The organism is Allobosea sp. LjRoot9, assembly GCF_964252745.1.
Taxonomy (GTDB): Bacteria; Pseudomonadota; Alphaproteobacteria; order Rhizobiales; family Beijerinckiaceae; genus Allobosea.
Genome location: NZ_CAXUPC020000002.1, coordinates 310,070 through 328,988, shown reverse-complemented (window position 1 = coordinate 328,988; position 18,919 = coordinate 310,070). Strand labels below are relative to the sequence as shown.

Below are 18,919 nucleotides of genomic sequence, written 5' to 3'. Positions count from 1 at the left end.
TCAGAGGTCCAACAGGCGGCCGAGCAGGGCGTAGCGGCGGAAGACCGTTCCTGAGTGCCGGGTGCTGCGCGCCAGCGAGATGTTATCGACATGCATCAGCGCATGGATGGCGTGCGTGAAGCCAGCGTCCCGCGCCGTGCGGTGGAAATGGTCGGCCAGGAGATGGCCGACGCCGCGCTGGGCACTGGCATAGGTCTTCAGGATGACGGTCCGAGGCGTTGCACCCTCGAGCCGGTCGGGCATACCGAACAGAAAGCCGATCAGCGCGCCCGCTTCGTTGCGTGCAAACAGCACGAAGCGCGGATCGACCAGCGGCATGACGGGTTCGTAGAGCTTGAGGAAGCCCTGCTCGTCGAGCGGCTTGAAGAACGCGTTGTTGCGGAAGGCCGCGGCCGACATGGCGTAAAGCTGGCGGACGAGCCCGGCGGCGTCGCTACCGTCCCATGGCGTCACCGAAACACCCGCGATCGAAACCGCCTCGGGCGCAATCGCCGCATCCAGCGTCGTCCGCGTCGAGACGTAGCTCGACAGCGTCGCGAAACCGGCGGCCGTGAAGGCCTCCGCGTCGAAGGCGCCGCTCACTGGCTCCATCAGGAAGGGCGGCGAGCCGTCGCTCTCCGTCACCAGCCGGTAGCTGTGCCAGGTGTCGCCATCCATGGGACCGATCAGCGCCTCATAGCCCTCAGTCGCCAGATCAGCCGCGGCACGGGCGAGCAGATCGCGGCCCGCCTTGGCGCTGTCACAGCGGAAACGTCCGACACTGGCCGTGCGGCGCCCCTCCCAGGAGGGCGCGTCCCTGAAGATCAGGCAGGAGGCGCCCTCGATCGCGCATTCCAAGGGGATTTCCGTCATAGCGTCGGCGTCCTCGTCGCAAGCTTGGCCAGGAACAGGGTCAGCGGCACGGCGAGCGAGAGCGCCATCACGCGTGCGGCGCGGTAGCGGTCGAACCAGGCCGGCATGGCCGCGATTGTGATGAAGCACAGCGCCATCGACCCCAGTGCCCAGGGCCAGAGCGGGCCGTGCCATTGGCTGTGGGCCGGATTGGCCGCAGCGACGAGGAACAGGATCGCGCCGATCGCGGGGACGCCGACCGCGGTCAGCAGCATCAGCCGGCGTGGCAGCAGCGCCAAGAACCCGATCGCGGCTCCCGCGAAGCCGAGGTTATAGGCGTTGAGCGCGTTCTGGCCGGTATAATCGCCCAGGAACAGCCAGAACAGCGCCGCGCCACTGACGGCGGCGATCAGGTCGAGATCTGGATAGGGTGATCGGCTCGGCCGTGCGTTGCGGGCGAAGAGATGGGTGAACACCGCTGCGACGGGCAGGATCGCGTTGTGCGGAGCGGTCACGCAGCAGATCAGGAAGACCAGCACGACATAGGCGCGTGCGGCATGGTTCGTGAGACCAAGCAAGGGCGCGAAGGCGATCACGAAGGCGAGCGTTGCCAGAAACGCCACCACAAGGAGCCCAAGTTGCAGCGGCTCGGTGGTGAGGTTGTTGGCGAGCAGGAGGTGGATGCCGATCGGCACGAAGAGATTATCGAAACCGCGCCAGGAATCGGCCTCCACCAGCGCCCCAAAAGCCGCGATCATGACCGAGAACAGCACGACCTTGGATCGGTCCATCTCCGTCATCATCAGCAGCAGGATCAGCGCCAGGATCCAGGTGACCAGGAAGAACATCGTGACGCCCTCCCAGGTCTTGGTACCGGCCTCGACCTGGAAATGCTTGCGGCCATAGCGCGTGCCGGTGAGCGCGGCGGCCGCATCCGAAAGCGTCAGCACGAGGATCGGCAGCGCGTAGAGCACCGGCTGTCCCTGCGAGGCGAAGAACAGGAAGCCGACGCTGAGCGCCAGGAACAGCTCGCCATAGGATTTCCGGGCGACGCCATGGACGGCGGAGCTGATGCCGTCACCGGCGAAGCGGCGCAGACGCAAGCCGAGCAGGACGATGAGCGACAGGCTGATCAGCAGGACGGCCGGCCAGCGTTCGGAGAAGGTGAGCGGCAGGGTCAGCGCATAGAGCCCGGTGCCGATATGCACGCATTTGCGCTGCAGTTCGACCGACAGGCCATGGCGGCGGCCGAGCCATTTCGTCCCTGCCAGGAGGCCAAGCATGGCGGAGATCGAGCCCGCGACCAGCAGCAGGTTCACCGCCACGCTCACGCCTGAACCTCCTCGACGACGAAGTCGGAATAGAAGAACGCCTTGTCGGCGGCCTTGCCCGGCGCCTCGAGATCCGGCCGAGGCAGCATGCGGTCGGCATGGGCCGGTGGCAGGCGGCGCGGCGCCATCATGTTCCAGTAGACCAGCCTCGCGCCCGGATGGGCAGCAGCGACGACGCTGCCATAGACGGTCTCAAAAACCTGCGGGTTCATGTATTCGAAAATATCGGAGAGGTTGAAGCCATCAGCCTTTTCGCCGGTCGAGACGAAAGCCTCGAGCGAGCCCTGGCGGATGTCGAGCCGGTCGAGCCGGCTGCGGATCGTCTCGTAATGCTCCGCGCGCCAGGCCATCGGCAGCGCCTCGCCATGGCTCCCGGTCAGGATCCAGCGCAGATAGGGATTCAGGGCGGGGTCGAGATCGACCGCGGCGTGGCGGATGCGGCGGGCGACATGGTCGGCGACGCTGCCCTCGACATGGTCGAAGAAGGCGGGGTCGCGGCCGAGCCGTCCCATGGTGAAACGCGAGAAGAAGCCGCGCAGCAGCAGGTTCCAGCGCCAGCTGTTCCAGCGCGTATCGAGGAAGCGCTCGCGCTCCCGCCGGCTCTTGCCCGGCTGAAAGATCGCCGCGATGGTCTCGCGGGAATGGACGAGCGGCAGCAGGTAACGCTGCATTACCCGGAAATAGCGCTCGAATTTGCCGATGCCGCCGAGCCCGTGCGCGATGATGTCGTCCCGCCTTGCAGTCCAGAAGGCGTGCTCGGCCTCCGGCAGATCTTGCATGACGCCGTCTTGCATGACGCGGTCCAGCAGGTCGCCGCGCTGATCGCTTGGGCGGGAGCCCATCAGTTCCAGAAACCCGGCATGATCCAGCCTGCGATAGGCCGCGATGCGGATGCGCAGGCAGGCGATCTGCGCCGGCGACAGGTCGACGACCACGACGCGCTTGGGGTCGAGCGTCAGCATGGCGAGCGCGTTGTCGCCGGCTGAGCAGATCGAGACCAGCGTGGCGCCGGGCGGCGTGCCGAGCGCGGCGGTCAGCACATCGGCATCCTCCCAGAGCTGGGCATAGCGGATCGCCTCGAAGGAGGCCTTGCCGGCGATTTCGCTCTCAGCCATCGGCTTTCCCTACCTCGCCCGAAGCGCCATCGACGCTGATCATCTCGCCATCGATGATCCAGTCGAGCGCGCCCTTGAGCCCAACCACGCAGGGGATGCCCATCTCGCGCGCCACGATCGCCGAATGCGACAGCAGGCTGCCGCGCTCGACGACGATGGCCGAGGCGTTGCTGAACACCGCGATCCAGCCGGGATCGGTATGCCTCGCCACCAGAATCTCACCCTGGACCAGCGCCTCCCGGCGCGGGTCGCGGATCAGCCTTGCCCTGGCGCGTACCGTGCCGGCCGAACAGCCCGTGCCCTTGCGAACGGTCTTCGACGCATCGGTGCGTATCGGCTCCGCAACGGCGACGGCTTCCGATCCGAGGCCGGCGGCGCCTGTGACGGTGACGCGCTCCGGCGGATCCGGTCGCTCAGTCGCCCGCGCCATCTCGGCCTTGCGGATCGTGACGAGACCCTTGAGGTCGGCCGTCGTGCCAAACCCTTCGATCGCGCCGAGCAGTTCGGGGACGGTCAGCAGGAAGACGTCGCGCGGAGCATCGATCGCATCCAGCGCTGCGAGCTGTTGCCCCATGGCGACCAGCACGCGCCTGGCGTGGCCGAAGATGCGGGTACGCTCGAAGCGCAGGTTTTCGCGGTCGCGGACCCGGTCGCGGGCCCAACCCAGCATCAGGCGCGCGATCCTGCGCCGGATCGGACGATCCCCGAGGATGCGCTCCAGCGCCGTCATTCCATCCCCGCTTTGGGCATGGGCTGCGCGCGACGTCAGGGCGGCGGCGGCGATCGCAGCGAGCAGCGGCGCGGGGTCGTGGTCGAGCGTGATGCTCTCCAGCTTCAGCTCTTCCGTGCAACGGTCGGAGAATTTGGCAAGGTAGGCGTCGATCTCGCGCCCGAGAGCCGCATCGGCCTTGCTGGCCGCCAGATCGCCACGCTGCAAGGCCTCGATAAGCTGCGGCTTGCCTGCAGCCAGCGCACCCATCGTCGCGATGCGCCGGGCCGGTTCAGCCGAGACGATGTTGCCCTGTCCGATCATCACCGCATTGTGGATCTCGACGCCCTCGGGCCCGCACCAGCGCTCCAGCAGTTTTCGCGAGGCCCCGAAGGCGATCATGCAGAGGAAGTCGTTGACCAGCGGCGCGTCCCAGCGGTCGAGCAGCCGGGCCTCGATCGTGCGATACTCGGTCGCCAGCGCCGAGAGCGGCATGGCGGCGATGGCCTCGGGCCCGAGCCGCAGCGCGCCGTTGAGCCTGGCATAGAAGCCCCGGATCGTCCGTTTCAGCCGCAGCGCCTCGAAGACGAGGCCCAAGCCCGCGCGGCCCATCCGGGCGTATTCGACCGCCCTGGCGAAGCCGCGCACTGGTCCCGGTCCGATGCTGGCGCTGATCGCGGCCGGCAACGGCTCGCTGACGCCCATCATCGTCTCCATATGGGCGCGGTTGAGGCTGAAGCCCGGCAGCAAGGCCAGCGCGCGATACCAGTTGACGAGGTTGTAATAGACCCGCCCGTCGACGCGTCCGAGCATGTTGTCGAAGATCGGCGCGCTCTCGGCTATGCGGACAGGCGCGACGCCGAGCAGCGCGACGAAGCGGCGGTAGACCCGGGCATAGGCGTATTGCGCGAAGCTGTAGGTCAAAGGCGAGACGAGGCCGGGGTAGCTCTCGACGATGTTCGAGTTGTCGAAGATCGTCACAGTTGGGTCCGGCCAGGCCGGGTCCCGCAACTGGGTCGTGATCGGGCGCGCCTGCAGCAGGAAGAGCCGCTCACCCTCGAACGCCCATTCGATGTCCTGGGCCGAGCCTCTGGCGGCGGCGACCCGTGCGATCAACTCGGCGAGCGCGGCGATGTCCGCGGTGCCGAGCACACCGTCCGGGGGGCCTTCCAGCATGGCGCCCGTCGCGGCATCGACCACATAGTCGTCGCCATCGACCTCGCCGCCGACCAGCTTGTCGCCGAGGCCGGCAATGGCGGAGATGACGAAGCGGTCGCGCCGGCCACCGACCGGATCGGCCGAGAAGGCGACGCCGGCCGCGCGCGCCTTGACCAGGCGCTGCACGATGACCGCGGGCGCCCCGCTGGCCGGATCGACGCCACGCGTGGCGCGATAGGCTTTCAGGCTGTCAGTACTGCCCGAGCGCCAGACCTTCAGCGCGGCGGCAGCCACTTCGGGCTCTGCCATGTCGAGCAGGGAGAGGAATTGCCCGGCATGGGAATGGCTTGCACCATCCTCCTCGCGCCCCGACGACCGGACGGCGAACGGGCCTGGGCCGATACCCGGCAATGCGGCCTGGAGGCTCCCACGTGTCTCCGCCTTGAGGCCGCGCGCGGACACGCCCTCGGGCAGGATGACCAGGAAGGGCGGAACATCGAAACCCGCTTGCGTCAGCGCTGAAAGCGCTGCGGCCTTGCCGCCGGCGACAGCCGGATCGCCTGCCTCATGCGCTTGAAGGATGAAGCTGCTCACATCGTGCCTCCGGCCAGCAGCGGCGCGAAACCTGCCGCGCCATAGCAGACCAGCACCCAAAGGCCCGCCATCGCATCCACCGTCTTCTGTGTGCCGCCAACGGGGTTGCGGGCATAGCGAAGGGCGCAGGCCAGCGTCGCCACTAGTGCGACCGTGCCGATGATGGCGACCGGCAAGAAGGCCTGGACCGCATGGCCGACGCCGAGCAGGAGCCCATAGGCCAGGAGCGCGCAGGCGCTCCAGGCCAAGGCAGCGCGCTTGGGCCCCAGCAGGGCGGAATAGGTCTCCACGCCCGGTCGCTCATTCCCACGGCCATAGAGCTTGCGGCCGATCTCCAGGACGCAGCCATTGACGAAGCTGAGCGCCAGGAAGAGCCAGAGCCCCGGCGGCGGCGCACCTGCCCGTGGCAGCCACTCGCAGGCGGTCACGAACAGGTCGATCAGCGGCATGATCGCCATATGCGAGACGAGGTAGAGGAAGGGCCGTGCCTTCAGCCAGGCTGGCGCGAAGAACTCGAAACTCATCATCGCAAGCCAGGCCCAGACCAGAGCCAGCGGCCAGATCAGCCCCGGTGCAAACAGCACCGTCACCAGCGCCGCGACGGGGACACCGGCGATGCCGAGATTGACGATCAGGCGCAAGCTGACGAGGCCGCGCGGCACCGGGCGTTCCGGCCTGAAGCGGCGATCATCCTCGGCATCCTTGACCTCGTCGCAGGCGCGCAGCTGGAAGAAGATGATCAGCGTCACCAGAAAGGCCGTCGCGAAGGCAGGCCACGCAGGCAGCGTGCGGCCGCCGAGATGGGCGGAGACACTGATGCTCGCCGCGGTGAAGACCACGAGCAGGACCGACGTCTTCGCCAGCGGGAAGCGTTCGGCCTGGTAGATCCAGAGCCGGCGCAGCAGGGGCAGCGTCTGCTCGCTCGATAGGTCGGCCGTCACCTGCGCCTCGCGAGCTTGTCATGAGCGGACGCGAAATGCCCGGCCGTGATCGCGCCCATGATCGAGATTTCCCCGCACAGGCATAGCGCTGCCGCAACCTCCGCCAGCGCGGCGCCATGGCCGGTGCCCTTGAGTCCGAGAAGGGACAAGGCCGCCGACTGGCTCGGCAGGCCGGTGCCGCCGCCGACCGAACCGACCAGGATGTTGGGCAGCGTGACCGAGATGAAAAGATCTGCGCCGCGCCGCTCCATCCGCGTGAAGCCGACCGCCGATTCGGAGACGCAGGCGGCGTCTTGCCCGGTCGCGATGTAGAAGGCGGCCAGCCCGTTGGCATAGTGCCCCTGCGCGCCGAGTTGCCCGCTGAGCAGGGCGCCGAGATTGGCCATCTCGCCATAGGCCATCATCCGATCGACGCTGACATGCAGGTGCTTCTCGACGAGCGGGCCTGGAATGATGACGCTGGCGCTGACCTTCCGCCCGCGGCCGGTGAGCAAGCCGAGATAGGAGGCCTTCTTGTCACCGGAGAAATTGGCCTCGATGAACCAGTGCAACGGCTTGATAGGGCAGGTGTCCTCGATCCGGCGGCAGAGCGCGTCGGTCGCGATCGTCACCATGTTCTGGCCGGCGGCATCGCCGGTGGTGTAGCGGCAGAGCAGAAAGACGATGTCGTTGTCGATCATCGGCTCGAGCGAGATCAGCTTGCCGTGACGCGTCGTCGCCTCCGCTGCCGCCTGGAGATCGTCGACATTGCGCGTCACCCATTCCACGAACAGGCCGGCATCGACGAGACCAGCGAACTTGAAGCCGGGGCTGCGCAGGACGCCTTCGTTCAGCAGGGCCGTCGTCACGCCGCCCGACTTTGTCGCGACCGCCGCGCCGCGCGCATAGGATGCAACCAGCGCCGCTTCCGTGGTGGCCAGCGGCAAATAGTAGGCGCCATTGGCGTTGAGGCCATTGATCACGAGCGGACCGATGACACCCAGCGGCAGCTTCAGCGTCCCGATCATCGCCTCGATGTTCGCCGAGTAACGCGCGGCGTCAGAGAGCGTCTGCGTGTCCGCCAGAACGGGTTCTGCGGCTTCGGTCGCGACACCGGCCGCGTGGAGCTGCCGCCAGAGCGAGGCAATGCTGGAAGCATCCGTCACGCGCGCTGAGCGCAGGGACCGCTGGGGCGTCAGCTCAGCCCTGTGGCTCATTCGGCTGCGCGCTTGCTCGGCCGTATAGGAGGCGCGCAGGCGGTCGAGCAGACGTAAGACCGAAGATGGGATGATCGACATGCCTGCAGCCTGGCTGGAGATGTAGTCTTGTCGGCCATAGCGCGCAGCTTGTAAATTTCTGGCCTGTCGCTGCGGCAGGATGACGGCATGCTGAAGAATTCCTCAATCACAAGCACGCATCGCGACGCAGGCTCCATCGGCCATAAGCCGCCGATCTCATTGCAGAACGCAGGCGGCGCTCCCAGTTCGCCACTGCGACAAAGGCCGGAAAACGCCAACCTCCGGCGGCCCGAAAAGGGGATCAGGTCAAGCCGACGATGCATGAGGTCGAAGCCGGGCCACTCAAACGGGGGCAGGCCAATGGACGGAAGTCCCGTGGCGTCAAGGTCTTCAGCAATTCCAAAGGGATGGGCTGGTGCTGCGAGAGAGGATTGAACTCTAGGTAAAATAATAAAATCAATTACTTATAGGTAATTTTGGGGCACTGTGGTGGAGCGTTTCTTGGGCCGCTTGTAACGGTGGATAACGCACTTTAGCCTTGACTCCCCTTCGGCTTGTGTTCGTATTTTGTTCTCATTCGCGAGGAATGGGAACATGTCAGCCAAGCCAGCCGAAATTGAGGATGGTCGCGACGCGATCGAGTGGGAACTGATCGAGCTGGTCGAGGAGCACGGCAGCGAGCGCCAGGCTCTGCGGGCGCTCTTGCACGACTTCCACGCGCTGCTTGCCGATGCCGACAAAGCAGTGTCGCGGGGCTTCCTACGCGCGGTGTTCTCTGAGGGGACAAGGGCACCTCGCGATGATGCGGGCGAGGATCAGTGATGGTCCAGAGATCGAAGCGCTCACTCGATATGGGCAAGATCGAGGAAATGCAGCGGGAGGTGAAGGCGTTCGAACACAAGGTGCGGACATGGGCAGCGGAGGTGCCTATCGCCAGCTCGATCTATCTCGGCCTCGATCCGCTCAACCATTCGCTCGGCCTGATGACGCGCATCCTGAATGGCGAAAAGGATGGCAGGGGTTTTGAGCGGCGCTATGGTGAGGGGGGAATCGAGTGAGCAGCGCTGACAGCGCTCCGTGTAATACTACTTCTACTGCATGACATCGCCACGTTTCAGCTTGCGAATCATTTTTTCTTGGCCGCGGTGATGTGATCCCGCAGCAATCGCGGAATTCTCTCATGATTTCCAAGTCTTAGCGTACGCTCTATAGCCTATCCGCGTGACGCCCTCAGCCTACCAGATGTCGTGTCCACAGGGTTTGCGCGACCCTAATCCTTGACGGAAAGCGCTATCCGGGACTAGATATCAACCGTCGCGTGACGACGGCGGAAACGCCTATCGACACCCGCAAAAGAGTTTCCAGACGGATCGAGGCGAATCTAGCGGTGCACTCCGGAGACGGTGACGCCGGGAAGTCGCTCGCGTTTTTTCTGGTCGCAACCGGACGAAGCGAGGCGGGATACAACGCCGAGGCGTCCACGGGGCATCAAACCGAGTTGGGCTGACATCAGGAGCCGGTGATCAACCGGCCACGCGAGGCATTCGTGTCCGCGGCACGTTCTGAGAGACATCCGTCCATGATGAAGACGCCAAGTCGCGGTCGAGTTGCAGGTCCACAGGGTAAGGTTCCTAAATCTAGGAAGCCGGCTGTTCCTCGCGTCTCGAATCCTAACCTCGCTCTATCCAGCATCATCAATACGCTCCGCAACAACCGCGGCTCCAGTGATGCATACAGTAGGGGATCGCTGCATATTAACGACCAGCAAAGCGGGCAAGAAGTCCGTCTCGAATGGGAGAGCGGTATCCCCGAACGTTGGTGGCAGGGGCTGTATCGCGTAATTTCCGTTCAGATCAAAGCGAGCATCAAGGGGCGGATTAGTCTCTGATACTGGGTTACCCGAGGATGTCATTAGGCCCGCCGATCTGCACCGGCGGGCCTAATGGCGTAAATCGCCCTTGGCTTAGGCGCTGTGCTGCGTCTCCGCCCGGATGCTCACGAGCGCCTTGAAGCACGTGTCGCGAAAGGCGTTTCACGCCCGCTCGCGCATCGCTTGGATCGGTGATCGCGATGCGAATGAGATCGAGTCTCCCAAGATGTCAGCGAATTCCCTTAGTTCGGCCTCATCGGCAGTCGCCGACGCGATGTCCAGAATTTCAACATCGACGGGATGCGGGTGGCGCCCGCGCTTGGTGGTCACGATGGCCGCCAACTCGCGAACCTTACGGTGCACGGTCGTCATGCTGCCGCCGGCGGCCTGACATAGGCGTGGTCCCGAAAGCGCGTATCGCGCCCCTTTTTGCGGCAATGGAATGGGCATAAGTGCCCGAAATCAAGCGATATTTGCGATTTCAAGGGGTTAAAGCCCGGAGGCCTGGTGCTGCGAGAGAGAATTGAACTCTCAGCAGCGGAGAGAAAGCGTAGGCGTTTCAGTTGCTTCCGGTGGGTTGAGCTGCGGTCTGTGTGTCACCCGTGGGGATCACGGGCAACGCAGTTTGCCGCAGCGCCGAGTTGCTAAGCCGAAGCTAATCGGCAGTTACCCCGCCGCCGCTCGGCCTCCATGCGATGCGTTAAGCCAATGCTCACGGCAACGGTCTGTCGCATCGGCATGAGCGGTCATTGCCGCAGAACCATATCCGCCGGTATGGTCGGACGAGAACGAACCCTAAGGTTGGTAAGCGAGCATGAAGAAGCCAGAACGCAGCAATTACACGACGTTGGACTTCATGCAGTGGAAGGCTATCGATACTCTCGTCATCTCCCCAAAATTTCAAAGAAGGGGAGTTTGGGGCCGACCCGCGCAGTCTTATCTGATCGACACGCTTTTGCTTGGGCTGCCGGTGCCCCCGATATATTTGCGGGTCGCTCAGGACGCCAAAAAAGGCATGATACGTGAGGTCGTAGACGGCCAGCAACGCCTCTCCGCTGTTCTGTCGTACGTCAATGATGGCTTCGCGCTGTCTAAGAATATCGAAAGCCCTGCGATTGGTAAACGCTTCAGCGAGTTAGATCAGGATCAGAAGGACGCGATCCATCAATTTTCGTTCATTTGTGAGGTTTTTTATGGGGTTGATGATAGCGACATACTGCGAATTTTTGCTCGGCTAAACACTCACTCTGTCAAGTTGAATGCGCAAGAATTGCGAAATGGGCAGTTCTTTGGAGAGTTCAAGAGATCAGCATTTGGCCTCTCTTTCGAACACCTCGAATTTTGGCGTACCCGTAAGATTTTCAGCGAGCAAGCTATCGCTCGAATGCAGGAGGTTGAGCTAACAAGTGAATTAATGATTGCGATAATGAATGGATTGCAAGACAAGAAAAAGTCGATCGATATTTATTATAGGACGAATGACGATAATTTTAATGAAAAAATTATTGTGGAACGAAAATTTAAAACTGTAATCGACGCTATAAACGAAAGTGTTGGTGATATAATTTCTCTTACCGAATTTCGACGAGGGCCTTTATTCTACAGTTTGTTTGCGGCGGTGGCTCATAGAATGTTCGGACTTCCGGGGGTGGAGCTTACGTCCCCTGCAACTGGGCACTTGACGCGTGCTGATATGGACGGACTCCAAGAAGCCGTACGCGAGCTCTCGCACGTCGTTGAAGCGGCGAAAGATAAAGATGGTCAGATAGTAGAGCAATTCCGTAATTTTATTACGGCATGCTTGAGTCAGACCGATAATATACGTCCTCGGCGAATTCGACTTGAGACGTTGTACTCACACGCATTTCGGTAATGCCTAGGCGCTTGCCGAGATTTGACGCAGATTTTTCGGCGCAGATCGTGGCGTCACTTGCGCTTGTTCAGCGCTTAGAGGCTGCTTTAGCTTTGCGTGGACAAAATGGGCTTTTAATCACTCTTACTGACGTCGAGCTTGCATACGAGCTCGCCTATCTCCGGGTTTTTGTGGCTTGGGAGAGCTTTCTTGAAGAGGCATTTTTGCGGTTGATGTGTGGTTACGAGCATTCCGCAGGGCAGGAACCACTTCTCCCCGGAAGCGCATACCACAGCAAAATCTCTGATGCCGAAGCCGCGTTATTGAACGGCCGCCAGTACGTTCTTTGGCACAACGTCAGTTCTGTGATTGGCAGGGCGGCTGGCAATTTCAGAAATAGCCGATTTGAGAACATCTTGGCCTCCGCTCAACAACGGTTGGCCCACTTTGGCGCTATAAGGCATCGGATCGCGCATGAGCAGAAGGACGGGGCTCAAAAGTTCAACGCAGCAACCATGGCCTTGGCCGGAAAGCGCTACCGTGCAGCCCGGCCGGGACGCTTTCTGCGGGATGCGCAAGCGAACGCCATTCCGCAGACAAGATGGATGTCACAGGTATGCGCGGAGCTTGAGGCCTTGGCACAGCAGATATGTATTTAAGGCCGATATTTGGCCGAAAAATCCCAGGTGGCTTCCTCGCTAAAGCGAAGCCGAAGTTCCCCCATGCCCCTTCACTCACCGTTCTGGAGCCCCATGTCTTGACCAAGGGAGACACCGGCAGGACCGTGCTGACGGTCCCAGGGATGGTGGCGGAGATGGAGCGGGGCTTCATCAAGTTTCGCCAGCGCTACGGCATTGCCAAAGCCAAAGAAGCTGAGGTCTGCACAGGCGGCAAGCGCAGGATCGGCGCTGACAGCGCGCGGAGCCTCCGGACGGAGGCAAGGGAACGTCAGAGATTGCCAAGACGCTGGGGATCAGCAGGATGCAAGCCCACCGCATCTTGAAGGCGGCCGACGTACCCGCGACCTCGTGAGGAATAATGTCAGACGGAGCCGAGGACGCCCATTTCGAGAAGTGGACTCGCTACCTGCGCGAAACTCGCGCTGCCGCCGAACCATGGGAGAAAGCGGCCGTCGAGTATCAGAAGTTCGCGGTAGAGTATTCCAAGCTACTTGTGACGAACTTGTACGTCTTGAACGCTGGCGGTCTCATTTCGCTCCCGGCTCTTTCCGTTTTCCTTGGTGTCAGCTCGTTGCCGCGCCCCGAACGAATGTGGATACTCGGACTTTCCGCGTCAGGTTTTGCTGCCGGTCTCGTGCTTGCGGCGTTATGTTCTCTCTTCGTCTACTTCAACTTTCAAACTCATGGCCAACTCGCCCGCATGAGGAGCGAGCAAGACAAGTTCTACGTTGGCGTGGTTCTCGGCATTGTCGGGCAGCACGAGGACGAACGAGCTAAAACTCAAGCCGAACTGGAGAAGAAGCTCAAAGAGCTTGGGCAGAAGGTCAATGGCACGTTTCGAGCCGCTCATGTCTGCGGGTGGTTGTCGCTATTCTCCTTTCTGGCAGCCGCCGGCTGGCTGGCAACAAATCTGCGTTGATGGCGGTCGTGGGGGCTACGTCCCTCACCCAATCGCATTTGGCGGTGCGCGGAGCGGATCCCGCAGGCTCGTCGCCGGCTCCCCGGTAGGGAGCCACGTGTAGCGCCTCTGTGTATCACCAGCAGCGATCTAACCCGTTGTTTCTCTGATTTTCTAGCCACATCAAAGGGGGTTTGCTGGTGCTGCGAGAGAGGATTGAACTCTCGCCCACTTCCCCAAAAAGCCCGAAAATACCGGGGTTTTGGCGACCTCGACTAGCGGCGTGTGTACCACCAGTGTGTGCGTCATAGCCGCTCGTTCGATGGCCGTAAATCGTCGGCGAAAGGATCAAGCCAACAATCCTTGATGGCGGTGAATCTCAGTCCCATACGCGTTGCCGAAATTGAACGCGTCATAGAAGGGGCGCTTCGCGAAAAGTTGGCTGAGTTGGACGCAGCCCAGCCTACGGAGACGGACTGTGCCACGGAGAGCGATAAGAGGCTGGAGTAATGCGCCGGCAGCCGGTTGTGAACGAGCTTCGAAGGGAGCGCTCAACTAGATCGGCGCGGCTACTGCCAATCTCCGGCAGAGGCGCCAGGCATTTTGGTTCAATGACCGAGCCAGTGTTACCCTTCAGTCCCTTTCAGAGTCTGGATGGATGAGATGCCTTTCTTGAAGGACACGAACGAGAGTCGTCTTGATCTTGAGGCAGCTCGCAGGCTGGTCGTGACGTCAGCTGACCTGCTCAGCGGAACCCTCGTCATTCAAGGCACTCGCGTTCCGGTGCATGACGTCGCGGCGTCGGTCGCAGCGGGTCATTCGGTCGAACACATTCTCGAGGCTTATCCGAGTCTTGATAGAGAGAAGGTTCGGCTGGCAGTGATCTATGTACAGGCCGATCCGGTTCGTGATCGGCCTCGCACGACCAGAAACCTTCCGGAAGGCGCCGTCATCATTGCCGGCCGCCATGTACGAAGAAGGCGGTAATGCCCTGACAGATGAATGCTGCTGACTGATGACTGGCAGCGTTGACGAACTCGTCATCGGCTAAGACGGCGACGGGGCTCGCCGATTTAGATCGCCAGCTGCTTTCGATCAAAAATGAGGTCCATTAATGAAGCGTAAGCGCCTTTCAGGCGCGGTTTATGGGTGATTGGTTGCTGCTCGAGCGTTGTTCTGTTATATGGTTCATTAATGAGGCTCAAGGAGGCCTCTTGGGCCATAAATGGAGTGCTGACAGACATGCCTAAACCGGCGAGCCGCAGCTATTCTCGCTACGGTCGCGACGCGGCGAAACTGCTGGGTCAGTCAATCCGTCTTGCCCGTATCAATCGGAAGCTGACGATCGAGGATTTGGCGGAGCGTGCCGGTCTATCGCGGGGGCTTGTCCAGCGCATCGAGCGCGGCGACATGGGTTGCGCCATCGGCGCGGTGTTCGAGGCGGCGGCCATCGTCGGCATCCGCCTGTTCGATGCCGACCAGACCACGATGACGGCGAGGATCACGTCGAACGACCAGATTCTGACCCTACTGCCCCAATCCGTACGCAATCCCCCGAAAGCCGTCAAAGATGATTTCTGAGACGCCGCTCGACGAAGTCTATGTCTGGGTCTGGCTGCCGGGACAGATAGAGCCGGTTGTGGCGGGCCTGTTGTCGCGTAGCGGCAACACACTCGTGTTCAACTACGGCCGCAGCTACCTTGAACGCGGCAATGCGATACCGATCTACCTGCCGGAGCTTCCATTGGAGGTCGGGATACTGCCGCTTCTTCCTGGACTGTCCATGCCGAGCTGTCTCCGCGATGCGGCGCCGGATGCCTGGGGTCGGCGGGTCATCGTCAATCGCAAATTCGGCCATAAAGGCGCGGCGATCGATCTGGGTCAGCTCGACGAACTAATCTATCTCATCGAATCCGGCTCAGATCGAATTGGCGCACTCGATTTCCAGCGTTCGGCCAGCGTCTACGAGCAGCGACAGGGCCGCGCGGCCTCTCTCGATGAGCTCCTGACGGCGGCAGATCGTGTCGAGGCCGGCGTCCCCATTTCGCCCGAACTCGACCAGGCGCTTTTTCATGGAAGCTCGCTCGGCGGCGCTCGGCCGAAAGCGATGATCGAGGAGGCCGACGCCAAGTACATCGCCAAGTTCTCGTCGCGCACGGACGTGCTCAATGTCGTCAAGGCAGAGTTCGTTGCGATGCGGCTGGCAACGCTTGCTGGGCTCCGAGTCGCCCCTGTCCGACTTGTCGGCGCAGCCGGGAAGGACGTGCTTCTGATCGAACGCTTCGACAGGGAAAAGGTTGAGGGCGGTTGGCGGCGCAAAGCTATGGTCTCGGCGTTGACGTTGTTTGGCCTCGACGAACTGATGGCGCGCTATGCGAGCTATGAAGAGTTGGCCGAGATCGTTCGCCATCGCTTCGAGGCACCACGGGCGGCGCTGCAGGAACTGTTCGGACGCCTCGTCTTCAACATCCTATGCGGCAATACGGATGATCATGCCAGGAACCACGCTGCGTTCTGGAACGGGACCATGCTTGCGCTGACACCCGCTTACGACATCTGTCCGCAAGGGCGGGCCGGCAACGAGGCGGGGCAGGCCATGCTCATCACCGGCGATAACCGGCAGAGCCGCCTTGCGGTCTGCATCGCTGCCGCGGCGCAGTTCCAGCTCGATGAAGCGGAGGCGATCGCACTCGCTGAACGGCAGATCGTCATTGTCCGCGACCATTGGTCCGCGATCTGTGACGAGGCCCGGCTTGGAGAGGTTGACCGCAACCTGATGTGGCGGCGGCAGTTCCTCAATCCCTTTGCTTTCGAGGGGGCGCCTGATCAGCTGGCGAGACTGGTGGGTTGAGGGCGATAGCGACATTGCCGATGTCCGTGACGGCGATGTCGCCGAGGTTGGCTACGAGTCCACGGCAACGACGTGCTTGTGAAAGTGGCCTCTGTTCGAGAGCGGATCAAACGGCTCAAGGCGCTGAGCAAGACACTGGATCGCGACCTGCCGTCGCTGAAATTCGGGCTGCGGATCACCACGCTGGTCCGCGACACTACCGAGCAAGCCTGGGTCGATGCCGAGGCGAAGGTCGCCGAGATGGCCAAGGGCAAGGGGCCGGCTGGAACGACGACCAGCGGGCTGTCGCTGTCGGCTAGCAGCGGCTGCTCGAACTGCATGCGCGCGGCGATGTGCTCGACGACAACCTCTATACCGCGCCGGGCAAGTTCGGCGGAGGCGGCGCCGGCAACACCTGGCTGGTGGGTTTGGCGGCAGACGTCGCGCGCTCGCTAGGCAAATACCGCGATCTTGGCGTCGCCCACTTCGTGCTCTCCGACACGCCGTATCTGTTCGAGATTAAGCGACAGGGCGATCAATTGCTTCCATTGCTGCGCGATTGAGGCCGGAAGATTTTCGATGGTCAAATCCGTATCGCGCCATAGTCGAGCTTGCACCCAGAGAGGCGCGTATCCAGGTCGAGTACCCACGCGTGGGCCATCGCTTGTCAGCGAGGCTGTGATGTCAGTGAACGCGTCCGTCGGCCCGAGAGGCGGAATATCCACTTCGAGGCGATTGGCTCTGGATAGCCCAAGGCCAAGCCGGATCTGCGTTTCATCAGGCGAATGATGTGAGACGCCTTTCGGGCAAGCCAACCCAGCTCATGATCGAGATGGCCGCATTTTGATGCTCACTTGCTCGAGGCTGTGAGTTGTCACTGCTGCCTCGAAATAACCAGGGAATAGGAGTATATTAGTATAATGTCTTCGCTAACGCCGCAAAGAACGCATCGTCGCAAATCTCAACTCGGCGCTTTTTGCTAGGCTTGGATCTGCAACAAGCGATCATCGCAACTATTCTCTGGTTCGGGTTTATATGAAGAAACTGGCCATAGATACCTTCGGCCTGGAAACTCCCCTCCAGTACAGGGTCGATAGGGTCAGGTACCCACCACATGTAACCATATGGTATGCGGCTGCCGTTCAAACGATACGGTGCTGATGCTTCCCTCTGCCAATTATCAGGCATGATTCCGCTTGGAGTTGTCGACATTTCCTCCAGAATAAATTGCCCGAAGCGAGCGTAATCCCCTAGGGCCGCATAAAGCCCGGTTCCGGACACGGTGATGCCGCCCTCAGTTTCTTGCCACCACGAAGCGGTTTGCGCCATGCCGAAGCGAGACCAAATCTTGTCGGACAGGTAATCGGTGAGGTTCGTCCCCGTCGCGCCTTGAATGACAGCCCCGAGAAGGCACGATTCCCCGGTGTTGTAGCACCACGTGCTGCCAGGCGGTGCAGTTGTGCCGAGGCCCTGCATAACGGTGGCGATGCCGCCAGATATCGCGCGAAGCTGCACGTCGAGGAGCGCGCGACGATCGGAGGTCGCGTCGCCATAGTCTTCGTTCCAGCGTACGCCTGTGCACATGCGAAGCAGCTGCTTCACGCTGACATCGGCATAGGCGCCACGCAACTCGCAGTATCGCGATACCGGATCGTCGAGCGATCGGATTTTGCCCTCGCCCAACGCGACGCCAACCAGCGTGGCAGCGATGGATTTCGCCAATGAACACGACAGCCAAAGGGTGCTGGACGACAATCCGCGCCTGTAGAATTCGTGCACGACGACTCCGTCTTTCAGAATGATCATGGCGGAGACGGCATTCGTGGCGATGTAGTCGTAGACGTCGAATGTTCGCCCGCCATCCTGGATTTCGAGCGGCGGCAGCTCTGCAGCACGGACCGAGAAGTCGCGACGGTATGTGCCAACGGCGACCTTGCCCGAGGGGAACCAGCCTTGGTCATTGGTCATCACGTCAAGGAGATCGTCCGGCAAAAGTGTGCCGTTGTAGAAGTTGAAGAGCTGCTTGGTGGCTTCCGACATGCGGCTTTTCCCTGCACGCTGGCGGATAGTCGCGAGGCGCCCGAGTTGAGATTGTTTGCCGAGCGGCGACGTCAGTTGTCTGGGATCCTGTGACGCCGCTTGGGTCTAGTGACCGAGGATTTGTCCGAGGAACGCGCGCGTTCGCTCGTGTTTTGGATTTGAAAAAAATTCTGCTGGCGGCGCTTCCTCGACGATTTCGCCCTGAGCCATGAAGATCACTCGGTCAGAGGCCTGACGGGCGAACCCCATTTCGTGAGTGACGCAGACCATCGTCATTCCCTCGCGAGCGAGGGTCACGATTACGTCGAGCACTTCAGAGATCATCTCAGGGTCCAGAGCCGAGGTGGGTTCGTCGAACAGCATGATCCGAGGTTTCATGCACAGCGCGCGGGCGATCGCCACCCGCTGCTGCTGACCGCCGGAAAGCTCGCCCGGAAATTTGTGCGCCTGTTCGGGGATCTTCACTTTATCGAGGAAATGCATGGCAACCGTCTCGGCCTCCTTCCGCGAGCTTTTCCGGACCAGGACTGGCGCGAGGGTGCAGTTCTCCAGGATCGTCAGGTGCGGGAACAGGTTGAAGTGCTGGAACACCATGCCAGTCTCGCGTCGGATCGCATCGATGTTGTCGACATCGTCATCGAGTTCCGTTCCGAGCACGCTGATCGAACCCGACTGGTGAGTTTCAAGCCTGTTCACACAACGTATGAGCGTCGACTTTCCCGATCCAGACGGGCCGCACAGCACGATCCGTTCGCCGTTGCGTACGCGCAGGTTGACGTCGCGCAGCGCGTGAAACGGTCCATAGAATTTGTTGAGATCTCGAATCTGGATTGCGGTCTGATCGTCGTTCATG

Annotated in this window: 17 protein-coding genes and 1 pseudogene; 9 read left to right on the top strand and 9 right to left on the bottom strand. The window is 61.8% G+C overall.

Annotated elements, in window-relative coordinates; translation table 11 throughout:
* The 6 genes from ACSQ3P_RS10090 to ACSQ3P_RS10065 are packed head-to-tail and all read right to left on the bottom strand — an operon-like array spanning position 1 to position 7,956.
* A complete protein-coding gene (locus ACSQ3P_RS10090; protein WP_436165459.1) occupies positions 1 to 852 on the bottom strand; it encodes a hypothetical protein in 852 nt (283 codons plus the stop codon).
* Complete coding sequence (locus tag ACSQ3P_RS10085) at positions 849 to 2,162, bottom strand: diacylglycerol/polyprenol kinase family protein (RefSeq protein WP_436165458.1); 1,314 nt, start codon at positions 2,160 to 2,162, stop codon at positions 849 to 851. The genes ACSQ3P_RS10090 and ACSQ3P_RS10085 overlap by 4 nt, the downstream gene beginning before the upstream one ends.
* A complete protein-coding gene (locus tag ACSQ3P_RS10080) occupies positions 2,159 to 3,277 on the bottom strand; it encodes a DUF3419 family protein (protein ID WP_436165457.1) in 1,119 nt (372 codons plus the stop codon). The genes ACSQ3P_RS10085 and ACSQ3P_RS10080 overlap by 4 nt, the downstream gene beginning before the upstream one ends.
* Entirely contained in the window at positions 3,270 to 5,738 is a 2,469-nt protein-coding gene (locus ACSQ3P_RS10075; RefSeq protein ID WP_436165456.1) for a PEP/pyruvate-binding domain-containing protein, read from the bottom strand. Before ACSQ3P_RS10075 ends, ACSQ3P_RS10080 begins: the two co-directional genes overlap by 8 nt.
* A complete protein-coding gene (locus tag ACSQ3P_RS10070; protein ID WP_436165455.1) occupies positions 5,735 to 6,679 on the bottom strand; it encodes a UbiA family prenyltransferase in 945 nt (314 codons plus the stop codon). Before ACSQ3P_RS10070 ends, ACSQ3P_RS10075 begins: the two co-directional genes overlap by 4 nt.
* A complete protein-coding gene (locus ACSQ3P_RS10065) occupies positions 6,676 to 7,956 on the bottom strand; it encodes a hydroxymethylglutaryl-CoA reductase (protein ID WP_436165454.1) in 1,281 nt (426 codons plus the stop codon). Before ACSQ3P_RS10065 ends, ACSQ3P_RS10070 begins: the two co-directional genes overlap by 4 nt.
* 534 nt (positions 7,957 to 8,490) lie before the next feature.
* Here ACSQ3P_RS10065 and ACSQ3P_RS10060 point away from each other — a divergent pair.
* Positions 8,491 to 8,718 (top strand): hypothetical protein, encoded by a 228-nt coding sequence (locus ACSQ3P_RS10060; protein WP_436165453.1) that lies wholly within the window; start codon positions 8,491 to 8,493, stop codon positions 8,716 to 8,718.
* Positions 8,719 to 8,747: 29 nt separating this feature from the next.
* Positions 8,748 to 8,954, top strand: coding sequence for a hypothetical protein (locus tag ACSQ3P_RS10055; protein WP_436165452.1), 207 nt, complete (start codon positions 8,748 to 8,750; stop codon positions 8,952 to 8,954).
* A 974-nt stretch (positions 8,955 to 9,928) separates the two neighbouring features.
* Here the strand turns inward: ACSQ3P_RS10055 and ACSQ3P_RS10050 are convergent.
* Positions 9,929 to 10,138 carry a hypothetical protein gene (locus tag ACSQ3P_RS10050; protein ID WP_436165451.1) on the bottom strand — a complete coding sequence of 70 codons (210 nt, stop codon included), beginning with the start codon at positions 10,136 to 10,138 and terminating at the stop codon, positions 9,929 to 9,931.
* 442 nt (positions 10,139 to 10,580) lie between these two features.
* On the opposite strand from ACSQ3P_RS10050, the gene ACSQ3P_RS10045 reads away from it, so the two are divergent.
* The 7 genes and pseudogenes from ACSQ3P_RS10045 to ACSQ3P_RS10015 all read left to right on the top strand — a co-directional run.
* Entirely contained in the window at positions 10,581 to 11,639 is a 1,059-nt protein-coding gene (locus ACSQ3P_RS10045; protein ID WP_436165450.1) for a DUF262 domain-containing protein, read from the top strand.
* Positions 11,640 to 11,686: 47 nt separating this feature from the next.
* Positions 11,687 to 12,277: a hypothetical protein gene (locus ACSQ3P_RS10040; protein ID WP_146055869.1), complete on the top strand. Its 591-nt coding sequence runs from the start codon at positions 11,687 to 11,689 to the stop codon at positions 12,275 to 12,277.
* A gap of 379 nt (positions 12,278 to 12,656) precedes the next feature.
* Positions 12,657 to 13,217, top strand: a complete 561-nt coding sequence (locus tag ACSQ3P_RS10035; protein WP_436165449.1) for a hypothetical protein — start codon at positions 12,657 to 12,659, stop codon at positions 13,215 to 13,217.
* Between the two features lie 642 nt (positions 13,218 to 13,859).
* The gene (locus ACSQ3P_RS10030) at positions 13,860 to 14,183 is read left to right on the top strand and encodes a DUF433 domain-containing protein (protein ID WP_436165448.1); all 324 of its coding nucleotides are present in this window, start codon (positions 13,860 to 13,862) and stop codon (positions 14,181 to 14,183) included.
* Between the two features lie 255 nt (positions 14,184 to 14,438).
* A complete protein-coding gene (locus tag ACSQ3P_RS10025) occupies positions 14,439 to 14,777 on the top strand; it encodes a helix-turn-helix transcriptional regulator (RefSeq protein ID WP_436165447.1) in 339 nt (112 codons plus the stop codon).
* Positions 14,767 to 16,047, top strand: a complete 1,281-nt coding sequence (locus ACSQ3P_RS10020; RefSeq protein ID WP_436165446.1) for a type II toxin-antitoxin system HipA family toxin — start codon at positions 14,767 to 14,769, stop codon at positions 16,045 to 16,047. The genes ACSQ3P_RS10025 and ACSQ3P_RS10020 overlap by 11 nt, the downstream gene beginning before the upstream one ends.
* 93 nt (positions 16,048 to 16,140) lie before the next feature.
* A pseudogene (locus tag ACSQ3P_RS10015) lies at positions 16,141 to 16,589 on the top strand (LLM class flavin-dependent oxidoreductase); the annotation flags it as partial.
* Positions 16,590 to 16,938: 349 nt separating this feature from the next.
* Here the strand turns inward: ACSQ3P_RS10015 and ACSQ3P_RS10010 are convergent.
* Both ACSQ3P_RS10010 and ACSQ3P_RS10005 read right to left on the bottom strand, forming a co-directional pair.
* Positions 16,939 to 18,066: a serine hydrolase domain-containing protein gene (locus tag ACSQ3P_RS10010; protein WP_436165445.1), complete on the bottom strand. Its 1,128-nt coding sequence runs from the start codon at positions 18,064 to 18,066 to the stop codon at positions 16,939 to 16,941.
* Between the two features lie 105 nt (positions 18,067 to 18,171).
* A complete protein-coding gene (locus ACSQ3P_RS10005; RefSeq protein WP_436165444.1) occupies positions 18,172 to 18,918 on the bottom strand; it encodes an amino acid ABC transporter ATP-binding protein in 747 nt (248 codons plus the stop codon).
* Between the last annotated feature and the right edge of the window lies 1 nt (position 18,919).

What these genes read in the sequence shown, in the direction of transcription:
- ACSQ3P_RS10010 (WP_436165445.1), bottom strand. Translation starts at nt 18,066, where the DNA reads ATGTCGGAAGCCACCAAGCAGCTCTTCAACTTCTACAACGGCACACTT.
- ACSQ3P_RS10035 (WP_436165449.1), top strand. Translation starts at nt 12,657, where the DNA reads ATGTCAGACGGAGCCGAGGACGCCCATTTCGAGAAGTGGACTCGCTAC.
- ACSQ3P_RS10090 (WP_436165459.1), bottom strand. Translation starts at nt 852, where the DNA reads ATGACGGAAATCCCCTTGGAATGCGCGATCGAGGGCGCCTCCTGCCTG.
- ACSQ3P_RS10080 (WP_436165457.1), bottom strand. Translation starts at nt 3,277, where the DNA reads ATGGCTGAGAGCGAAATCGCCGGCAAGGCCTCCTTCGAGGCGATCCGC.
- ACSQ3P_RS10020 (WP_436165446.1), top strand. Translation starts at nt 14,767, where the DNA reads ATGATTTCTGAGACGCCGCTCGACGAAGTCTATGTCTGGGTCTGGCTG.
- ACSQ3P_RS10005 (WP_436165444.1), bottom strand. Translation starts at nt 18,918, where the DNA reads ATGAACGACGATCAGACCGCAATCCAGATTCGAGATCTCAACAAATTC.
- ACSQ3P_RS10055 (WP_436165452.1), top strand. Translation starts at nt 8,748, where the DNA reads ATGGGCAAGATCGAGGAAATGCAGCGGGAGGTGAAGGCGTTCGAACAC.
- ACSQ3P_RS10065 (WP_436165454.1), bottom strand. Translation starts at nt 7,956, where the DNA reads ATGTCGATCATCCCATCTTCGGTCTTACGTCTGCTCGACCGCCTGCGC.
- ACSQ3P_RS10045 (WP_436165450.1), top strand. Translation starts at nt 10,581, where the DNA reads ATGAAGAAGCCAGAACGCAGCAATTACACGACGTTGGACTTCATGCAG.
- ACSQ3P_RS10030 (WP_436165448.1), top strand. Translation starts at nt 13,860, where the DNA reads ATGCCTTTCTTGAAGGACACGAACGAGAGTCGTCTTGATCTTGAGGCA.
- ACSQ3P_RS10050 (WP_436165451.1), bottom strand. Translation starts at nt 10,138, where the DNA reads ATGACGACCGTGCACCGTAAGGTTCGCGAGTTGGCGGCCATCGTGACC.
- ACSQ3P_RS10060 (WP_436165453.1), top strand. Translation starts at nt 8,491, where the DNA reads ATGTCAGCCAAGCCAGCCGAAATTGAGGATGGTCGCGACGCGATCGAG.
- ACSQ3P_RS10025 (WP_436165447.1), top strand. Translation starts at nt 14,439, where the DNA reads ATGCCTAAACCGGCGAGCCGCAGCTATTCTCGCTACGGTCGCGACGCG.